This window comes from Ramlibacter sp. G4-7 (assembly GCF_057784995.1).
Map to the genome: position 1 here is coordinate 104,291 of NZ_JBYNTT010000013.1, position 14,402 is coordinate 118,692.

The 14,402-nt window shown below is 68.6% G+C and carries 14 protein-coding genes and 2 tRNA genes; 5 read left to right on the plus strand and 11 right to left on the minus strand.

Annotated features, from left to right (window positions below):
* The first annotated feature begins 141 nt into the window (after positions 1–141).
* Positions 142–1,347 carry a cytochrome P450 gene (locus AC3EGR_RS18330; protein WP_488547951.1) on the plus strand — a complete coding sequence of 402 codons (1,206 nt, stop codon included), beginning with the start codon at positions 142–144 and terminating at the stop codon, positions 1,345–1,347.
* 1 nt (position 1,348) lies between these two features.
* Positions 1,349–2,347, plus strand: coding sequence for a quinone oxidoreductase family protein (locus tag AC3EGR_RS18335; RefSeq protein ID WP_488547952.1), 999 nt, complete (start codon positions 1,349–1,351; stop codon positions 2,345–2,347).
* 143 nt (positions 2,348–2,490) lie between these two features.
* Here AC3EGR_RS18335 and AC3EGR_RS18340 read toward each other — a convergent pair.
* The 5 genes from AC3EGR_RS18340 to AC3EGR_RS18360 form a co-directional block, all read right to left on the minus strand.
* Positions 2,491–2,566 (minus strand) — tRNA-Lys (locus AC3EGR_RS18340).
* 23 nt (positions 2,567–2,589) lie between these two features.
* Positions 2,590–2,665 (minus strand) — tRNA-Ala (locus AC3EGR_RS18345).
* An 89-nt stretch (positions 2,666–2,754) separates the two neighbouring features.
* Entirely contained in the window at positions 2,755–4,113 is a 1,359-nt protein-coding gene (locus AC3EGR_RS18350; protein WP_488547953.1) for an NAD(P)H-dependent oxidoreductase, read from the minus strand.
* 2 nt (positions 4,114–4,115) lie between these two features.
* Positions 4,116–4,997, minus strand: a complete 882-nt coding sequence (locus AC3EGR_RS18355; RefSeq protein WP_488547954.1) for a phytanoyl-CoA dioxygenase family protein — start codon at positions 4,995–4,997, stop codon at positions 4,116–4,118.
* Positions 4,994–5,692, minus strand: coding sequence for a GntR family transcriptional regulator (locus AC3EGR_RS18360; RefSeq protein ID WP_488547955.1), 699 nt, complete (start codon positions 5,690–5,692; stop codon positions 4,994–4,996). Before AC3EGR_RS18360 ends, AC3EGR_RS18355 begins: the two co-directional genes overlap by 4 nt.
* 100 nt (positions 5,693–5,792) lie before the next feature.
* Here AC3EGR_RS18360 and AC3EGR_RS18365 point away from each other — a divergent pair, with 100 nt between their 5' ends.
* A complete protein-coding gene (locus AC3EGR_RS18365; protein WP_488547956.1) occupies positions 5,793–6,647 on the plus strand; it encodes an alpha/beta hydrolase in 855 nt (284 codons plus the stop codon).
* Positions 6,648–6,733: 86 nt separating this feature from the next.
* Here the strand turns inward: AC3EGR_RS18365 and AC3EGR_RS18370 are convergent, their stop codons facing one another.
* Together AC3EGR_RS18370 and AC3EGR_RS18375 are read right to left on the minus strand one after the other, a co-directional pair.
* Entirely contained in the window at positions 6,734–7,711 is a 978-nt protein-coding gene (locus AC3EGR_RS18370) for a GMP reductase (RefSeq protein WP_488547957.1), read from the minus strand.
* Between the two features lie 140 nt (positions 7,712–7,851).
* Positions 7,852–8,529, minus strand: coding sequence for a hypothetical protein (locus AC3EGR_RS18375; RefSeq protein WP_488547958.1), 678 nt, complete (start codon positions 8,527–8,529; stop codon positions 7,852–7,854).
* 30 nt (positions 8,530–8,559) lie between these two features.
* On the opposite strand from AC3EGR_RS18375, the gene AC3EGR_RS18380 reads away from it, so the two are divergent.
* Together AC3EGR_RS18380 and AC3EGR_RS18385 are read left to right on the plus strand one after the other, a co-directional pair.
* Positions 8,560–10,938, plus strand: a complete 2,379-nt coding sequence (locus AC3EGR_RS18380; RefSeq protein ID WP_488547959.1) for a UvrD-helicase domain-containing protein — start codon at positions 8,560–8,562, stop codon at positions 10,936–10,938.
* Positions 10,939–11,006: 68 nt separating this feature from the next.
* Complete coding sequence (locus tag AC3EGR_RS18385) at positions 11,007–11,489, plus strand: tetratricopeptide repeat protein (RefSeq protein ID WP_488547960.1); 483 nt, start codon at positions 11,007–11,009, stop codon at positions 11,487–11,489.
* A gap of 41 nt (positions 11,490–11,530) precedes the next feature.
* Here the strand turns inward: AC3EGR_RS18385 and AC3EGR_RS18390 are convergent, their stop codons facing one another.
* From AC3EGR_RS18390 to AC3EGR_RS18405, 4 genes are read right to left on the minus strand one after another with little or no spacing between them, the layout of a single operon-like run.
* Positions 11,531–12,271, minus strand: coding sequence for a FecR domain-containing protein (locus AC3EGR_RS18390; RefSeq protein WP_488547961.1), 741 nt, complete (start codon positions 12,269–12,271; stop codon positions 11,531–11,533).
* Positions 12,268–13,053, minus strand: coding sequence for a BPSS1780 family membrane protein (locus AC3EGR_RS18395; protein WP_488547962.1), 786 nt, complete (start codon positions 13,051–13,053; stop codon positions 12,268–12,270). The genes AC3EGR_RS18390 and AC3EGR_RS18395 overlap by 4 nt, the downstream gene beginning before the upstream one ends.
* Before the next feature lie 31 nt (positions 13,054–13,084).
* Complete coding sequence (locus AC3EGR_RS18400) at positions 13,085–14,056, minus strand: homoserine kinase (protein WP_488547963.1); 972 nt, start codon at positions 14,054–14,056, stop codon at positions 13,085–13,087.
* A gap of 3 nt (positions 14,057–14,059) precedes the next feature.
* Positions 14,060–14,371 (minus strand): hypothetical protein, encoded by a 312-nt coding sequence (locus tag AC3EGR_RS18405; protein WP_488547964.1) that lies wholly within the window; start codon positions 14,369–14,371, stop codon positions 14,060–14,062.
* Positions 14,372–14,402: the final 31 nt, after the last annotated feature.

The window sequence follows — 14,402 nt, forward strand, 5'->3', positions numbered from 1 at the left end:
GAGCCATGATCGTCGGCGAAACGCGAGGAGTATGTCCCGCTGCGGGGGACGGATGCGGCCGTGACTGTCCCCCCCACAGGGGACCTTCACCCGCGACGCTCCCGCGCACACTCGGCATACGCCTCCCATCCCAGGAAAAACATGACGGACCCCCGCCCGCAGCCGCATGCGCCCGTGCTCGACGACGACCCGTTCTCGGTGCAGACGCTGCGCGATCCGTATCCCTTCTTCCGCAAGCTGCGCGATGCGGGTCCGGTCGCCTGGCTGGAACGCTATGGCATCTACGCGACCGGCGGTCACGCGGAGACCAGCGCAGTGCTGTCGCAGTGGCAAAGCTTCACCAACACGGGCGGCGCGGGGCTGGCGGACATCCGCCAGCCGGGCAACTGGCGGCCAGCCAGCGTGATCCTGGAGAGCGACCCTCCCGAGCACACGGCGGTGCGCGCGGCCTTGCAGAAAATCCTCTCGCCGCTGATCGTGCGGCAGTGGCGCGAGAAGTTCCAGCAGCGCGCCGAGGTGATGGTGGAGGCGCTGGTGGCCCGAGGCAGATTCGACGGCATGCGGGATGCCTCCGAGGCCTTCGTGTTGTCGGTCTTCCCACCGGCGGTGGGAATCGTGATTCCGCGCGAGAACGCGCAGGCGATCGGCGACATGAACTTCAACGCGATCGGTCCGAACAACGCATTGACGCAAGCGGCCGTGCAGCGCGCGCAGCCCTACATGCAGTGGTACGAAGACAGCATGCAGCGCAAAGCGATGCTGCCGGGCGGGTTCGGCGAGCTGATCCACCAGGCCGAGGATTCGGGTGCGCTGCCCGCTGGCTATGCGGCCAACCTCACACGGTCTTTCCTGCGTGGCGGCATGGACACAACCATCAGCGGCATCGGTAGCGCACTGCTGGCACTGGCGCGCGACCCCGCGCAATGGGAGCTGCTGCGGGCCGATCCGGCATTGGCGCGCAACGCCTTCGAGGAGGCGATCCGCTACGAATCGCCGGTGCAGGTGATGTTCCGCACCACGCGGGACGGCGCCGAGCTGGGCGGGATCGCGCTGCGGCCGGACACCAAGGTGGCGGCGTTCATGGGGGCTGCCAACCGCGACAACCGCAAGTGGTCGGACGCCGACCGCTTCGACCTTCGGCGCCAGGCCGCAGGCCAGCACATAGCTTTCGGCCACGGCGCGCACGCCTGCATCGGCCAGATGATTGCCCGCCTGGAAGCGGAGTGCCTGCTGGGCGCGCTGGCGCGCCGCGCGCGCAGCATCACGCTCGATGGCGAGCCGACCTGGCGACCGGTGAACACCTTGCGCACCCTGGACACCCTGCCACTGCGCGTGGAGCCCGTCTGACATGAAAGCGATCGCCATCCACCGCAACGGCGGCCCCGAAGTGCTGGAGCTGATCCACTTCGAGCTCCCGCCGCCCGGCCCGCTGCAGGTGCGGGTGCGTCACACGGCGATCGGCCTGAACTTCTCCGATATCAACGTCCGCAATGGCGGGTTCTACCTGGGCAACGGGCCGCAGTTCCCCGTGATCCTGGGCAACGAGGCCGCCGGGGTGGTGGAAAGTGTCGGGGCGAAAGTCAATGACTTTGCGCCCGGGGATCGCGTTGGCTACGCCGGCACCGGCGGACTGTTCTTCGTCGACACGGGAGCATATGCGCAGCAGCGCAACCTGCCCGCATCTTGCCTGGTCAAGCTGCCCGACGACATCTCCGACCAGCAGGCCGCCGCCATGCTGCTGAAGGGCCTGACCGCGGCAGTGGTCATCCGCCGCTGCTATACGCCCCGGCGTAGCGACAAGGTGCTGGTGCATGCCGCGGCCAGTGGAGTGGGCAGCCTGCTCGCGCAGTGGTGCCGGCATCTCGGAGCCACCGTCATCGGCACGGTCGGCTCGGAAGCCAAGGCGGCGTTCGCACGCGCGCACGGCTGCGAACACACCATCCTGTACCGGCAGGAAGACTTCGTCGCGGCAACGAAAAAGCTTGCGCCCGAGGGCGTGGCGGCCGTATTCGACGGCGTCGGCAAGGATACCTTCCTGCCCTCGTTCGACCTGGTGCGGTCTTTCGGCGCCGTGGTGAACTACGGCAATGCGTCCGGCAACGTGCCCCCGTTCAACCTGATGTTGCTGGCGCAAAAGGGTTGCCTGGCGCTGCATCGCCCAGGATTCGGCTTCTACGCCAACACGCCGGAAACGCGCACCGCGGCCTGCAACGAACTCTTTGCGCTGGTGCGCAGCGGCGCACTGAAAGTGGAGGTCAGCGGGACCTACCCGCTCGAAGATGCCGCGCTGGCGCATGCCGACATGGAGCAGGGGCGGGCGCTGGGCTCACTGCTTCTGATTCCGTAGCCGCAAGGGAGCCCGGACAACGGGACGTGCCTTAGGTGGTTCGTGGATGTCGAGAGATTGTCACCAGACTGTCACTGACCCGCAATCGCGGCAGCGGCGCTGCATTTTTCCTAGCAGCCGCACGAACCATGACGGGGGTGAAGTGGTGGGCCCTGAGTGACTCGAACACTCGACCTACGGATTAAGAGTCCGCTGCTCTACCAACTGAGCTAAGAGCCCACTTCGAAAACCAGGTTGGGTTGTGGTGGAGAGGAGGAGGATCGAACTCCCGACCTTCGCATTGCGAACGCGACGCTCTCCCAGCTGAGCTACCCCCCCACAACGCTGTGATTGTAGCAAAAGCCGGGCACGGGATTTCGCCGGCGCGCGAAATCGCCGATCACGGCGACCCGGCGCGGTCGCACTGGTCAGGCGACTCTCAACTGCGGCGCGGCGAAGCGCGATTCCAGCTCGCGGCGGATCTTGTAGGCATGCGTGGTGGTGTCCATGGCGACGTCGGCCCAGCTGAGGCTCTGGCCTTTCTTCACCGGCCGCACCAGCTTCACGTCGTGGGCCAGGCCCAGCGGCAGCCCGCCCATGCGCACCGACGCGTCGGCCGGCATCAGCTTGCCCCACACCGTATAGCCGCCTTCGCCGTCCAGGACCTCGCCGGGCTGCAGGTCGCGCTTGGCGGTGGCGACGACGTCGGCGTTCCAGCAGGTCGCCACGCCCGTGGCTTCGCCGCGCAGCGCGACGCTGGCCACCGACATGCCCACCTCCAGTCCGATCAGGTGCCAGCGCTTGTACAGGGTGAAGTAGCGGCCGCTCGGGTCCGTGTGGGCGTTGTATTCCTCGAAGCAGTTCTTCACGTACTCCGTCTCCGCTTCCACCGTCACCCACACGCCCATGCGGATGTCGTAGGGGATCTTGCGCCCGTCGGCTTCGAGCGAGGAGATCACTTCGACCATGCCCTTGCGTTCCAGCACGCCCCCTTCGCTCTTCGGACGCGTGACGAAGGGGATGTCCTCGACGCTCGCGGGCGGGTAGAGCAGGCCGTTGCTCGGAACGGTGAGTCCCGTGGCGTTGGCCACCGCGGTGCTCTCGATCGACGGCTTGGAGCCGTCCAGGAAGCTGTTGAACATCTTCGGGTTCAGGCCGCCGCGGCTGGCCTGCTCGGGCGTGAGGCCATAGTTTCCCCACACGGTCTCGGGCGTGGATTCGCAGAAGTGCGGCAGCCACTTGTGGCCGCGGCCCGCAGCCACCACCGGGAAGCCGCAGGTCCGCGCCCAGTCGACCAGGTCGCAGATCAGCGCCGGCTGGTCGCCGAAGGCAAGCGAGTAGACGACGCCGGCTTCGGCCGCCTTCTGCGCGAGCAGCGGGCCGCAGAAGGCGTCGGCTTCCACCGTCACGTTCACCACGTGCTTGCCGTGGGCGAAGGCCTCCAGGCAGTGGTCGACCGCCGCGATCGGGTGGCCGGTGCATTCGACGACGACGTCGATGGCCGGGTGTCGGACGAGCGCCTGCCAGTCGGTTCCCACGTACGTGGCGCCGGTCCTGAGCGCCTCGTCCAGCGATGCCGCCTGCGCGCGCTCCGCCTTCCAGCCCACGCGCGCGAGGTTGGCCTTCGCGTTGTCGGGGGAGAGATCCGCGATGCCCGCCAGGTGCACGCCGGGCGTGCGGGGCACCTGGGCCAGGTACATGGAGCCGAACTTGCCGGCGCCGATCAGCGCCACGCGGATCGGCTTGTTTTCGGCTGCGCGCTGCTGCAGTTTTGCGTACAGGGACATCGTCAGGCTGCCTTCTTCAGTTGCTCGAACGGTTCGGAGGAGGTGGCCAGCGCGCTGGCCGGCATGCCGTTCCTCCACGGCGTCTCCACGGGGTAGGGCTTGAGCAGGCAGTCGTCCGGCAGCGTGGAGATGGGCGTGAAGTCGCGGTGCGCGATGTATTCCGGCCGCTTGAAGCGGCGGATGTGGTTCGAGACGGCGCACAGGCTCAGGTACACGCTCACGCGGTTCCACGGCGACAGGTTGCTGCTGGATGCGTGCACCAGGCAGCTGTGGAACAGGATCATGGAGCCGGCGGGTCCCTTGGGGCTGACGATGCCGCCGTTCTTGCCACCGGCGCGGTCCACCAGCTTGGCGATCAGCTCGTGGTCGACGGTCCACAGGGGATAGCTCGTGGTCGTGAGGTCGTGCTTCGCCTCGACCACGCCTTTCTTGTGGCTGCCCGGGATGAACATCAGCGGGCCGTTGAACTCGTTGACGTCGTCCAGGAAGATCGCCACGTTCATGGCGCGCTCGGTCGGCATCATGTCGTCGTTCAGCCAGGTGCCGTAGTCCTGGTGCCACTGCCAGACGTCGCCCTCGAAGGCCATCTTGCCGTTGATCTTGAACTGGTGCATGTAGACCTCTTCGCCGAAGAGGTCCACCACCGGGTCGACCATGCGCGGGTGGCGCGCCAGCCTGGCGAACGGCTCGCTGACCATGTGCGCCGCGAAATTGGTGCGCACCGCGTCGCTGTCCTTCTCGCGCACGTTGAACGCTTCGCGGCGGGCGTAGAGCGCCGGCACCGCGTCGTTCAGCGTCTTCGTCTCTTGCGGCGTGAACAGGCTGGGGAAGAACAGGTAGCCGTCGCGGTCGAACTGTTCGAGCTGCTGGGGAGTGAGTCTCACGTCTGTCTCCTGGGGTCGGGTGTGGGGGTGGCGGCGTGCAGGACCTGCTCCAGCCGCTCCGCGAGGGCGCGGCTGGCCTGCAGGCTGTGGGTTTCGATCAGGCGGGCGGCGCGCTCGCCGTCGCCGGCCGCGATCGCATCGGCGATCGCCTGGTGCTCGTCCCAGACCGACTCGCGCTGGCCCGTCTCCTGCAGCACGGCGCCCATCACGCGTTTGAGGTGTCGCCAGTGCAGCTGGGCGCTTTCGCCGATGAGGGGATTGCCCGCCGCCTCGTAGATGGCGCGGTGGAAGGCCAGGTCGGCGTCGATCATCTCGGCCACGTTGCTGCCACGCGCGGCGTCACGGCCGGCCTGCAGCACCTCGGGGGCGATGCGGTAGCGGCGTTGCGCGGCCAGGCGCGCGGCCAGGGCGTCCAGGGCACCGCGCACCTGGTAGATGTTGCGGATGGCCACCGTGTCCAGCGGCGCGACCAGCAGGCCCCGGCCGGGAGCGTCCAGCACGAAGCCATCCTTTTTGAGGAGCCGCAGCGCCTGCAGCACCGGTTGGCGTGACACTGCCAGCTGTTGTGCAATGTCTTCCTGCGTGAGGCGCTGCCCGGGAGCGAGGGAGCCCCCGGAGATCGCATCGAGGAGGCTGCGGTAGACCCGGTCGACGAGATCCGGGGCCGCTTCGAGCTGGAGGAGTTGGGCAGGCATTCGGTACACTGTATACAGAACACATCGGACGAAGCGCCAAAAACCTCACCGACTACGTGTGACAACATGTGTCAAACTGTTGCGAACTGCTGAGGTAGACATGGAGAAGAAGCGGGACGGGCGGTGGCACGAGGCCATGTACAACAACCGGGCGCTGGTGCCGGAACACCTGGAGATCCTGGCGCGGTGGGCGGACGACTCCGCCCAGGCGCGGGCGCAAGGCCCTTGCGAACTGGACATCGCCTATGGCGCGGGGCCCAGCGAGCGGCTGGACGTCTTTCCGGCGCCGCACGGCGATGCGCCCGTGCTGCTGTTCGTGCACGGCGGCTACTGGCGCTCGCTGGACAAGAGCGACCATTCCTTCGTGGCACCGGCCTTCACGCGCGACGGTGCCTGCGTCGTGATCCCGAACTACGCGCTGGCGCCGGCCGTCACCGTTCCCCAGATCACGCTGCAGGTGGCCCGCGCGGTCGCCTGGACCTGGCACCACATCGCCCGCTACGGCGGGGACCGCCGCCGCATCGTCGTCGCCGGCCACTCCGCTGGGGGGCAGCTGGCCGCCATGATGCTGGCCTGCCTGTGGACGCAGCTCGACCAGGCCTTGCCGCGCGACACCGTGTCCGGCGCGCTGGCCCTCTCGGCGCTGCATGACCTCGACCCGATCATGCAGACCCCTTTCCTGCAGGACACGCTGCAGCTGACGCCGGAACAGGTGCAGCAGGCCAGCCCCGCGCGCCTGCCCGCGCCGCGCCAGGGAACGCTGTACTCCGTGGCAGGCGGCGCGGAAAGCGCCGAATACCACCGGCAGAACCGGTTGATCCAGGAGGCGTGGGGCCTGCGCCGCGTGCCAGTGTGCGAGCTGGTGCCGGGCCGCAACCACTTCACGGTGCTGGACGCGCTGGTGGAGCCGGAGCACAGGGTGCACCAGCTGGCGCTGGATCTGCTGCGGGCCTGAGCGCCGGCGAACCCCACCGCGCACAAAAAAGGGCGCCACCGGCGCCCTTTTGCAACCCCCCCCCGCCTGCGCGGGCCTCTCCGCACTCACATCAACAAATGCTCCCCGGCGTTGTCGCCGCCGAGGATGACGTAGTTCACCTTCCTGATGTCCGCCAGCTTCGTCCCGCCGGCATAGCTGATCGAGCTCTGCAGGTCTTCCTGCATCTCGCGCAGCGTGTCGGCGAGCTTGCCCTTGACCGGCTCGAGGATGCGCTTGCCCTCGACGTGCTTGTATTCGCCCTTGTTGAAGTCGGACGCGCTGCCGTAGTACTCCTTGAACAGGCGGCCGTCGACCTCCACGGTCGACCCGGGCGATTCCTCGTGGCCGGCCAGCATGGAGCCGATCATGACCATGGTCGCGCCGAAGCGGATGCTCTTGGCAATGTCGCCGTGCTCGCGGATGCCGCCGTCGGCGATGATCGGCTTGGTGGCCACGCGGGCGCACCACTTCAGCGCCGACAGCTGCCAGCCACCGGTGCCGAAGCCGGTCTTCATGCGCGTGATGCAGACCTTGCCCGGGCCGATGCCGACCTTGGTCGCGTCGGCACCCCAGTTCTCCAGGTCGATGATCGCCTCGGGCGTGCCGACGTTGCCGGCGATCACGAAGGACGCGGGCAGCTTGTCCTTCAGGTGGAAGATCATGTTCTTCACCGTGTCGGCGTGGCCGTGCGCGATGTCGATGGTGACGTACTCCGGCACCAGGCCTTCGGCGGCGAGCTTGTCCACCGTTTCGTAGTCGGCCTGCTTCACGCCCACCGAGATCGAGGAGAAGGCACCGGCTTCCTTCATGCGGCGGACGAAGCGCACGTTGTCCAGGTCGAAGCGATGCATCACGTAGAAGTAGCCGTTCTTCGCCAGCCACAGCGCGACCTTCTCGTCCAGCACGGTCTTCATGTTGGCCGGCACGACCGGCAGCTTGAAGCGGCGGCCGCCGAACTCGAGGGAGGGGTCGCATTCCGAGCGGCTTTCCACGCGGCACTTGCGCGGCAGCAGCAGGACGTTGTCGTAGTCGAAGATTTCCATGGTTCCAGGCTCCGGAGGTCTGTTGTCGAACAGGTGGACGCTTGGACTGGGGACCGGTGCGTTGCAACGGAGGCGCAGCTCCGCAACGCAAACCGGGCCACATATGCTTGGGCCCGGTGAGCGATTCTACGTCGGAGGTTCTAGCGGGAACATGCGGTGCGGCTGATAGCCCTGATACGTCCACGTGAATCGGCCAGCACGGCGAGCAAGCTCAGGCGCTCGGGCCTGGCCCCCTCGTGGATCTGCATCGCGCGGTCCTCGGACCGCCGGCCGGCCGCCTGGCTCCAGTCCGGCCGGAACACGTTGCGCACCAGGTGCCGCTCCACGGGGCTGCCTTGGGTGCCCGCCGGCAGGTGCTCGACGAGCAGCAGCCAAGCCTGCCAAGGGCCGCGCCCGCCGGACTTCAGCTCCATCGAGGTGCCGACGTAGTCGTTGAACGCGTCGCCCTGCGCCAGGCGCAGGGGCAGGGCCGCACCCTGGCGCCGCGCGAAGACCGCATCGCTGCGCGCCGGCGCGGCGCGGCCCAGGGCGACCAGGCGTTCGCCGGCTTCCTCCAGCGCCACGGCGGCCAGCGGCGCGTCCTCGCCACGGTCGCCCGGCACCACCCAGTCGATCGCAACGCTGCCGGCGGCCGGCTCAGGCGTGGCGCGGTCGCGCCAGCAATCCGCGCAATCGGCGCTGACGAAGCGCTCCAGCAGGGCGGCCGGCTGCGCCACGCCGTCGCTGGTGCAAAGCGCTCGCGCTGCGCAGGGCAGCGCGAGCAGGAAAAAAGCGAGGATGCGGGCTGGCACGGCTGTCGGGATGGGGCGGCGGCCCATGGGTTCTTGGCGGCCTTTCTACAATGCCACATGTTCCCAGAAGTCGCCGTCGACTCGCCGCTGCTGCAGCACCTCAACCCCGAGCAGAAGGCCGCCGTCACCCTGCCTCCCGAGCACGCGCTCATCCTTGCCGGCGCCGGGTCCGGCAAGACCCGCGTGCTGACCACCCGCATCGCCTGGCTGATGTCCACCGGCCAGATCGGGCCGGGCAACGTCATGGCCGTCACGTTCACCAACAAGGCGGCCAAGGAGATGATGACGCGCCTGACCTCCATGCTGCCGGTGAACGTGCGCGGCATGTGGATCGGCACCTTCCACGGCCTGTGCAACCGCTTCCTGCGCGCGCACTGGCGCATCGCCAACCTGCCGGCCACCTTCCAGATCCTGGACACGCAGGACCAGCTCTCGTCCATCAAGCGGCTGATGAAGCAGCACAACGTGGACGAGGAGCGCTTCCCCGCCAAGGAAACGCAGTGGTTCATCGCCGGCGCGAAGGAGGAGGGCCTGCGCGCCAACATGGTGGAGGTGCGCACGGAGGACGACCGCCGCAAGGTGGAGATCTACCAGCTGTACGAGGAGCAGTGCCAGCGCGAAGGCGTCGTCGACTTCGCCGAACTCATGCTGCGCAGCTACGAGCTGCTGCGCGACAACGACGCGATCCGCGAGCACTACCGCCGGCGCTTCCACCACATCCTGGTCGACGAGTTCCAGGACACCAACAAGCTGCAGTACGCGTGGCTGAAGATGTTCGCGGGCGAGGGCAACGCGGTGTTCGCCGTCGGCGACGACGACCAGAGCATCTACGCCTTCCGCGGCGCCCGCGTGGGCAACATGGCGGACTTCGTGCGCGAGTTCAACGTGCGCCACCAGATCAAGCTGGAGCAGAACTACCGCAGCTTCAGCAACATCCTGGACTCCGCCAACGCGCTGATCGCGCACAACAAGACCCGCCTGGGCAAGAACCTGCGCACCGACCAGGGCCCCGGCGAGCCGGTGCGCGTGTACGAGGCCCCCACCGACATGGCGGAGGCGCAGTGGATGGTCGAGGAGATCCGCAACCTGTACCGCGAAGACGTGCCGCGCCACGAGGTGGCGGTGCTGTATCGCAGCAACGCGCAGTCGCGCGTGATCGAGACCTCGCTGTTCAACGCAGCCGTGCCCTACCGCGTGTACGGCGGCCTGCGCTTCTTCGAGCGCGCCGAGATCAAGCACGCGCTGTCCTACCTGCGCCTGCTGGAGAACCCGAACGACGACACCAGCTTCATCCGCGTGGTGAATTTCCCGGCACGCGGCATCGGCGCGCGCTCGGTCGAACAGTTGCAGGACGCCGCGCGCGCGGCCGGCTCTTCGCTGCACGACGCGGTGAAGGCCACCACCGGCAAGGCCGGCGCCAATCTCGCCGCCTTCGTCCAGAAGATCGACGCGATGCGCGCCGAGACCGAGGGGCTGACCCTGCGCGAGATCATCGAGGTGATGCTGCAGCGAAGCGGTCTCGTCGAGCACTACCGCGCCGAACGCGACGGCAGCGACCGCATCGAGAACCTGGAGGAACTGGTCAACGCCGCGGAGAGCTTCGTCACGCAGGAAGGCTTCGGCCGCGATGCCGTGGCGCTGCCCATCGACGAACTGGGCGCCAATGTGCTGCGGCAGTCGCCGGCGAGCCAGGGACTGGATCCGAGCCTGCCCGAGGTGAACGAGCCCGCGCCCGACTACGTGCCGCCGGACGCGGAAACGGGCGAGACGCTGTCGCCGCTGGCGGCCTTCCTCACGCACGCCGCGCTCGAGTCGGGCGACAACCAGGCGCAGGCCGGCCAGGACGCCGTGCAGCTCATGACGGTGCACGCGGCCAAGGGCCTGGAGTTCGACTGCGTGTTCGTCACCGGCCTGGAGGAGGGCCTGTTTCCCAGCGAACGTTCGCTGGCCGACTACGAGGGGCTGGAGGAGGAGCGGCGCCTCATGTACGTCGCGATCACGCGTGCGCGCAAGCGGCTGTACCTCAGTTATTCGCAGACGCGCCTGCTGCACGGGCAGACGCGCTACAACGTCAAGAGCCGCTTCTTCGAGGAACTGCCCGAGGGCGCCCTCAAGTGGCTCACGCCGAAGAACCAGAGCTTCGGCGGATCGGCCTTCGGCTTCGGCATGGGCTATCCCACCTCGCGCGCGGGCAATTCGATGGCGACCGGCTACGGGCGCGGCGAGACCTTCGCCAGCCCGCCGGTGCCGCAACAGAAGGCCGAGCCCGCGCACGGGCTGAAGGCGGGCATGAAGGTCTTCCACGCCAAGTTCGGCGAAGGCACGGTGCTCACGCTCGAAGGATCGGGCCAGGACGCGCGGGCGCACATCAACTTCCCGCGCCACGGGCAGAAGTGGCTGGCGCTGGCGGTGGCCAAGCTCACGCCCGTGACGTAGGCTTACAGGGATGGTTTGACGCTGCGGGCGGCGGCGCCGACACTTGCCGGCACCTTCGGAGGACCGCCATGAAGCTCCCGCTGCTCGCCTTCCTGTCGCTCGCCGCGCTGTCCGCAACGGCGGCGGACACGCCCGGGGCGATGCCCGGGCCGGCGACGGCGCGTACCCAGCAACCCACGGCGCAGGAGCGGCTGGAGAAGGCCCGCACCGCGGTGGCGGCGCAGGACTGGAAGACCGCGGAGCGTGAGCTGACAGTCGCCGTGCGCGAGGCACCGCGCAGTGCCGACGCGCACAACCTCCTGGGCTACACCTACCGCAAGCGCGAGTCGCCCGACATGGCCCGCGCCTACCAGCACTACAAGACCGCCCTCAACCTCGACCCGAACCACAAGGGCGCGCACGAGTACCTGGGCGAGGCCTACCTGGTGGACAAGCGCCTGCCCGAGGCGGAACTGCATCTCGTGGCGCTGGAGCGCATCTGCGGCGGCACCGCGTGCGAGGAGTACCAGGACCTGGCGAAGGCGATCGCGGAGTACAAGGCGAAGAATTGAGGCGGGAGCGGTGAGCGCCAGCGAGCCCCACCGCGCGCACGCTACCGCGCCAGCGGATGCGGCGGATGCCCCTGGTCCATGTACCCGGCCCCGTCCTTCACGCCCTTGCGCCCCAGCTCCTGCCAGCGCGTGGGCTGGCTGATCAGGGCGGCCACCATCTCCACTTCCTCGTCGGTGTGGTTGATCGCGTTGGCGGGCGTCAGCAGGCGGCCGTCGCGCGGGGCCACCTCGCCCCAGAACGACTGGTGGTAGTCCGCGCGCGAGACCGTGCGCTCCCGTCCGTTGCTCAGCTCCACCGTGCCGTAGCAGTTGCACAGGTAGCTGCGGCCGTCCGCGCGGACCTCGGTGTACACGCCGGTGCCGCGGATGCCCGCCGTCAGCGTCGGCATGACGATCTGCCGGTTGTCGCCCTTGCGCCAGACGCTCAGGATGGCACCGGTCAGCAAGCGCAGCACCCTCACCGCCGACAGCGTGTTGCCGCGCTCGAGCACCAGCTGCGAGTTCTGCCGCACGAGGAAGGAGGAATTGCCCATCACGAAGACCATCGAGCTGTCGGGCCCGGTCTCCACGCGGTCTCCGGTCTGCACGAACTGCTCCTGGCGCAGCTTCACCCCGTTGATGAAGGCGTCGCCGCGCAGGTCCACGATGTTGCTGCGTTGCTGCGCCAAGGCGGCGCCGTAGCCGCCGAGCGCCGTCCAGGCGGCGGCGGCCTGCAGGAAGCCACGGCGCCGGAACCAGAGCAGCTCGTCCTCGCTGCGTCCTTGCAGGGTGTGCTGGGTCATGGCGTGCGTTCTCCTCCGGCGTTCGGCGCGTCCGGCTTCGCCTCGTCATCGGCGTGGAAGCTGTCGCGGAAGGTGAAGTACAGCGAGGTGGAGAACATCGCCACCAGCACCAGCACCGTGGGCATCATGATGCTGCGCGCCACCGCCACGCCGCCCAGCATCATGCCGACGGTGCTGACGAAGAAGCCGACGGCGAGGAAGACGGCCAGCCAGGCCAGGCTGTAGACCAGGAAGGCGCTGAAGTTGCGCAGGCACGCAACGGCGCTGAAGAACAGGCTCTTGGCCGGCGACACGCCGTGCCAGTGCACCAGCGCCGGCGCATGCCAGAACAGCACCACCAGCGGCGTGTGCAGCAGCAGCACGAGCAGGGTGCGCGCATCCATCTGGGGCACCTGGGTGTCCACCGCGCTTGCCGCCGGGTCGCCCGCGAGCAGGGAGCCCAGCACGCTCGCCACCAGCGACCCCGCGGTGTAGATGCCGCCCAGCACCAGCATGGCGCGGGCGCGCTGGCGGCCGGCGCGGAAGGCGCTGACCAGGACCGTCGGCATCGGAAAGCGCCCGCTCGCGGCCTCGGAGGTCGCGGCCATCAGGCCAAGCGTCGCCGCCGGCACCAGCATGGCGCCGAGCACCGGCCCGACCAGGGGCAGTTGCGAGATCACCAGCACCACCGCCATGTACATGAAGAACAGCCCCGTCAGGGCGAGGGGCTGCTTGAAAAAGGTACGCACGCCCAGCGTCACCCACTGGATGCCGGTACGCGCGGGAACGATGTTCAGTTTCACGGCAATGCGGCGGGCGCCTGTAACGAGCCGCTCACAAGGAGGCCGCGGTGACCGGGTGCAGCACCCGCTGGCGCAGCACGCGTTCGAAGTGGGTGGGGTCGTGCGGCTTGAGCAGCGAGGCCTCGCGCGGCAGGTGGAAGTCCCACAGCCGCGAGATCCAGAAGCGCAGCGCTCCCGCGCGCAACATGGCCGGCAGCAGCTGGCGCTCCGCGGCGGAGAGCGGCCGCACCGCCGCGTACGCCTCCACGAAGGCGCGAGCCCGTTCGGGGTCGTGCGCGCCCGTGGGCAGGTCGATCGCCCAGTCGTTCAGGCACACGGCCAGGTCGAACAGCCAGCTGTCCACGCCCGCGAAATAGAAGTCGAAGAAGCCGGTGAGCCGGCCGTCCTCGAACATCACGTTGTCGCGGAACAGGTCGGCGTGGATGGGGCCCCGGGGCAGCGCGGCGAAGGCGGTGCCCGCGGCGACGTGGTTCTGGAACGCCAGCTCGCTGCGCAGCAGCGCCGCCTGCTCGGGGCTCACGAAGGGCAGCACCACGGGCACCGTCTCGTTCCACCAGGCCAGGCCGCGCAGGTTGGGCTGGCGGCGGCCGTAGTCGCGCGCGGCCAGGTGCATGCGGGCGAGCATGGCGCCGACCTGCGCGCAGTGCTCCGGGCCCGGCGCGAGTTCGTGCCGGCCTTCCAGCTTGTTCACCAGCGCCGCCGGCTTGCCGCACAGGGTGTGCAGGATGTCGCCGTTGCCGTCCGCCGCCGGGTCGGGCACGGGGATGCCGTGCTGCGCCAGGTGCTTCATCAGGTGCAGGTAGAAGGGCAGCTGCTCGAAGGTCAGGCGCTCGAACAGCGTCAGCACGAACTCGCGCTTGCCGAGCACGTCTTCCGCCGTGACGAAGTAGTTGGTGTTCTCGATGCCGCTCTGGATGCCGCGCAGCTCGCGCAGCTCGCCCAGGTTCAGCGCGCGCAGCAGGGCGATGGCCTCGTCCTGCGAGACTTCGGTGAAGACGGCCATGTGTCAGAAGCCCAGGACGTTCCAGACGCGCTGCTTGCGCTCCGCGAAACCGTCGCGGCCGTCCGAAGGGCGGCTGCGGGCCTGGTCGTTGGGCTGCAGCTCGTAGGCCGGTGCACCGTTCTTGGGCTTGACCGTCACGCTCTGCGTCTGGCCGCCCACGCGCACCTCGTCGATGCGATTGCCCTCGTCCTCGGTGCGGATCTGCTCGATCTTCTGGTTCTTGCGCGGATCGAGCTTCTCGCCGCGCTCGATGGTGGTTTGCGCGACGGCGGGCAGCGTGGCCGCCAGGCAGATCAGGACCAGGAACTTTCGCATGTTCCGATTGTAGGGTGGCGGCGCGCCCACG

What these genes read in the sequence shown, in the direction of transcription:
- AC3EGR_RS18330 (WP_488547951.1), top strand. Translation starts at nt 142, where the DNA reads ATGACGGACCCCCGCCCGCAGCCGCATGCGCCCGTGCTCGACGACGAC.
- AC3EGR_RS18335 (WP_488547952.1), top strand. Translation starts at nt 1,349, where the DNA reads ATGAAAGCGATCGCCATCCACCGCAACGGCGGCCCCGAAGTGCTGGAG.
- AC3EGR_RS18350 (WP_488547953.1), bottom strand. Translation starts at nt 4,113, where the DNA reads ATGTCCCTGTACGCAAAACTGCAGCAGCGCGCAGCCGAAAACAAGCCG.
- AC3EGR_RS18360 (WP_488547955.1), bottom strand. Translation starts at nt 5,692, where the DNA reads ATGCCTGCCCAACTCCTCCAGCTCGAAGCGGCCCCGGATCTCGTCGAC.
- AC3EGR_RS18365 (WP_488547956.1), top strand. Translation starts at nt 5,793, where the DNA reads ATGGAGAAGAAGCGGGACGGGCGGTGGCACGAGGCCATGTACAACAAC.
- AC3EGR_RS18370 (WP_488547957.1), bottom strand. Translation starts at nt 7,711, where the DNA reads ATGGAAATCTTCGACTACGACAACGTCCTGCTGCTGCCGCGCAAGTGC.
- AC3EGR_RS18375 (WP_488547958.1), bottom strand. Translation starts at nt 8,529, where the DNA reads ATGGGCCGCCGCCCCATCCCGACAGCCGTGCCAGCCCGCATCCTCGCT.
- AC3EGR_RS18380 (WP_488547959.1), top strand. Translation starts at nt 8,560, where the DNA reads ATGTTCCCAGAAGTCGCCGTCGACTCGCCGCTGCTGCAGCACCTCAAC.
- AC3EGR_RS18385 (WP_488547960.1), top strand. Translation starts at nt 11,007, where the DNA reads ATGAAGCTCCCGCTGCTCGCCTTCCTGTCGCTCGCCGCGCTGTCCGCA.
- AC3EGR_RS18390 (WP_488547961.1), bottom strand. Translation starts at nt 12,271, where the DNA reads ATGACCCAGCACACCCTGCAAGGACGCAGCGAGGACGAGCTGCTCTGG.
- AC3EGR_RS18400 (WP_488547963.1), bottom strand. Translation starts at nt 14,056, where the DNA reads ATGGCCGTCTTCACCGAAGTCTCGCAGGACGAGGCCATCGCCCTGCTG.
- AC3EGR_RS18405 (WP_488547964.1), bottom strand. Translation starts at nt 14,371, where the DNA reads ATGCGAAAGTTCCTGGTCCTGATCTGCCTGGCGGCCACGCTGCCCGCC.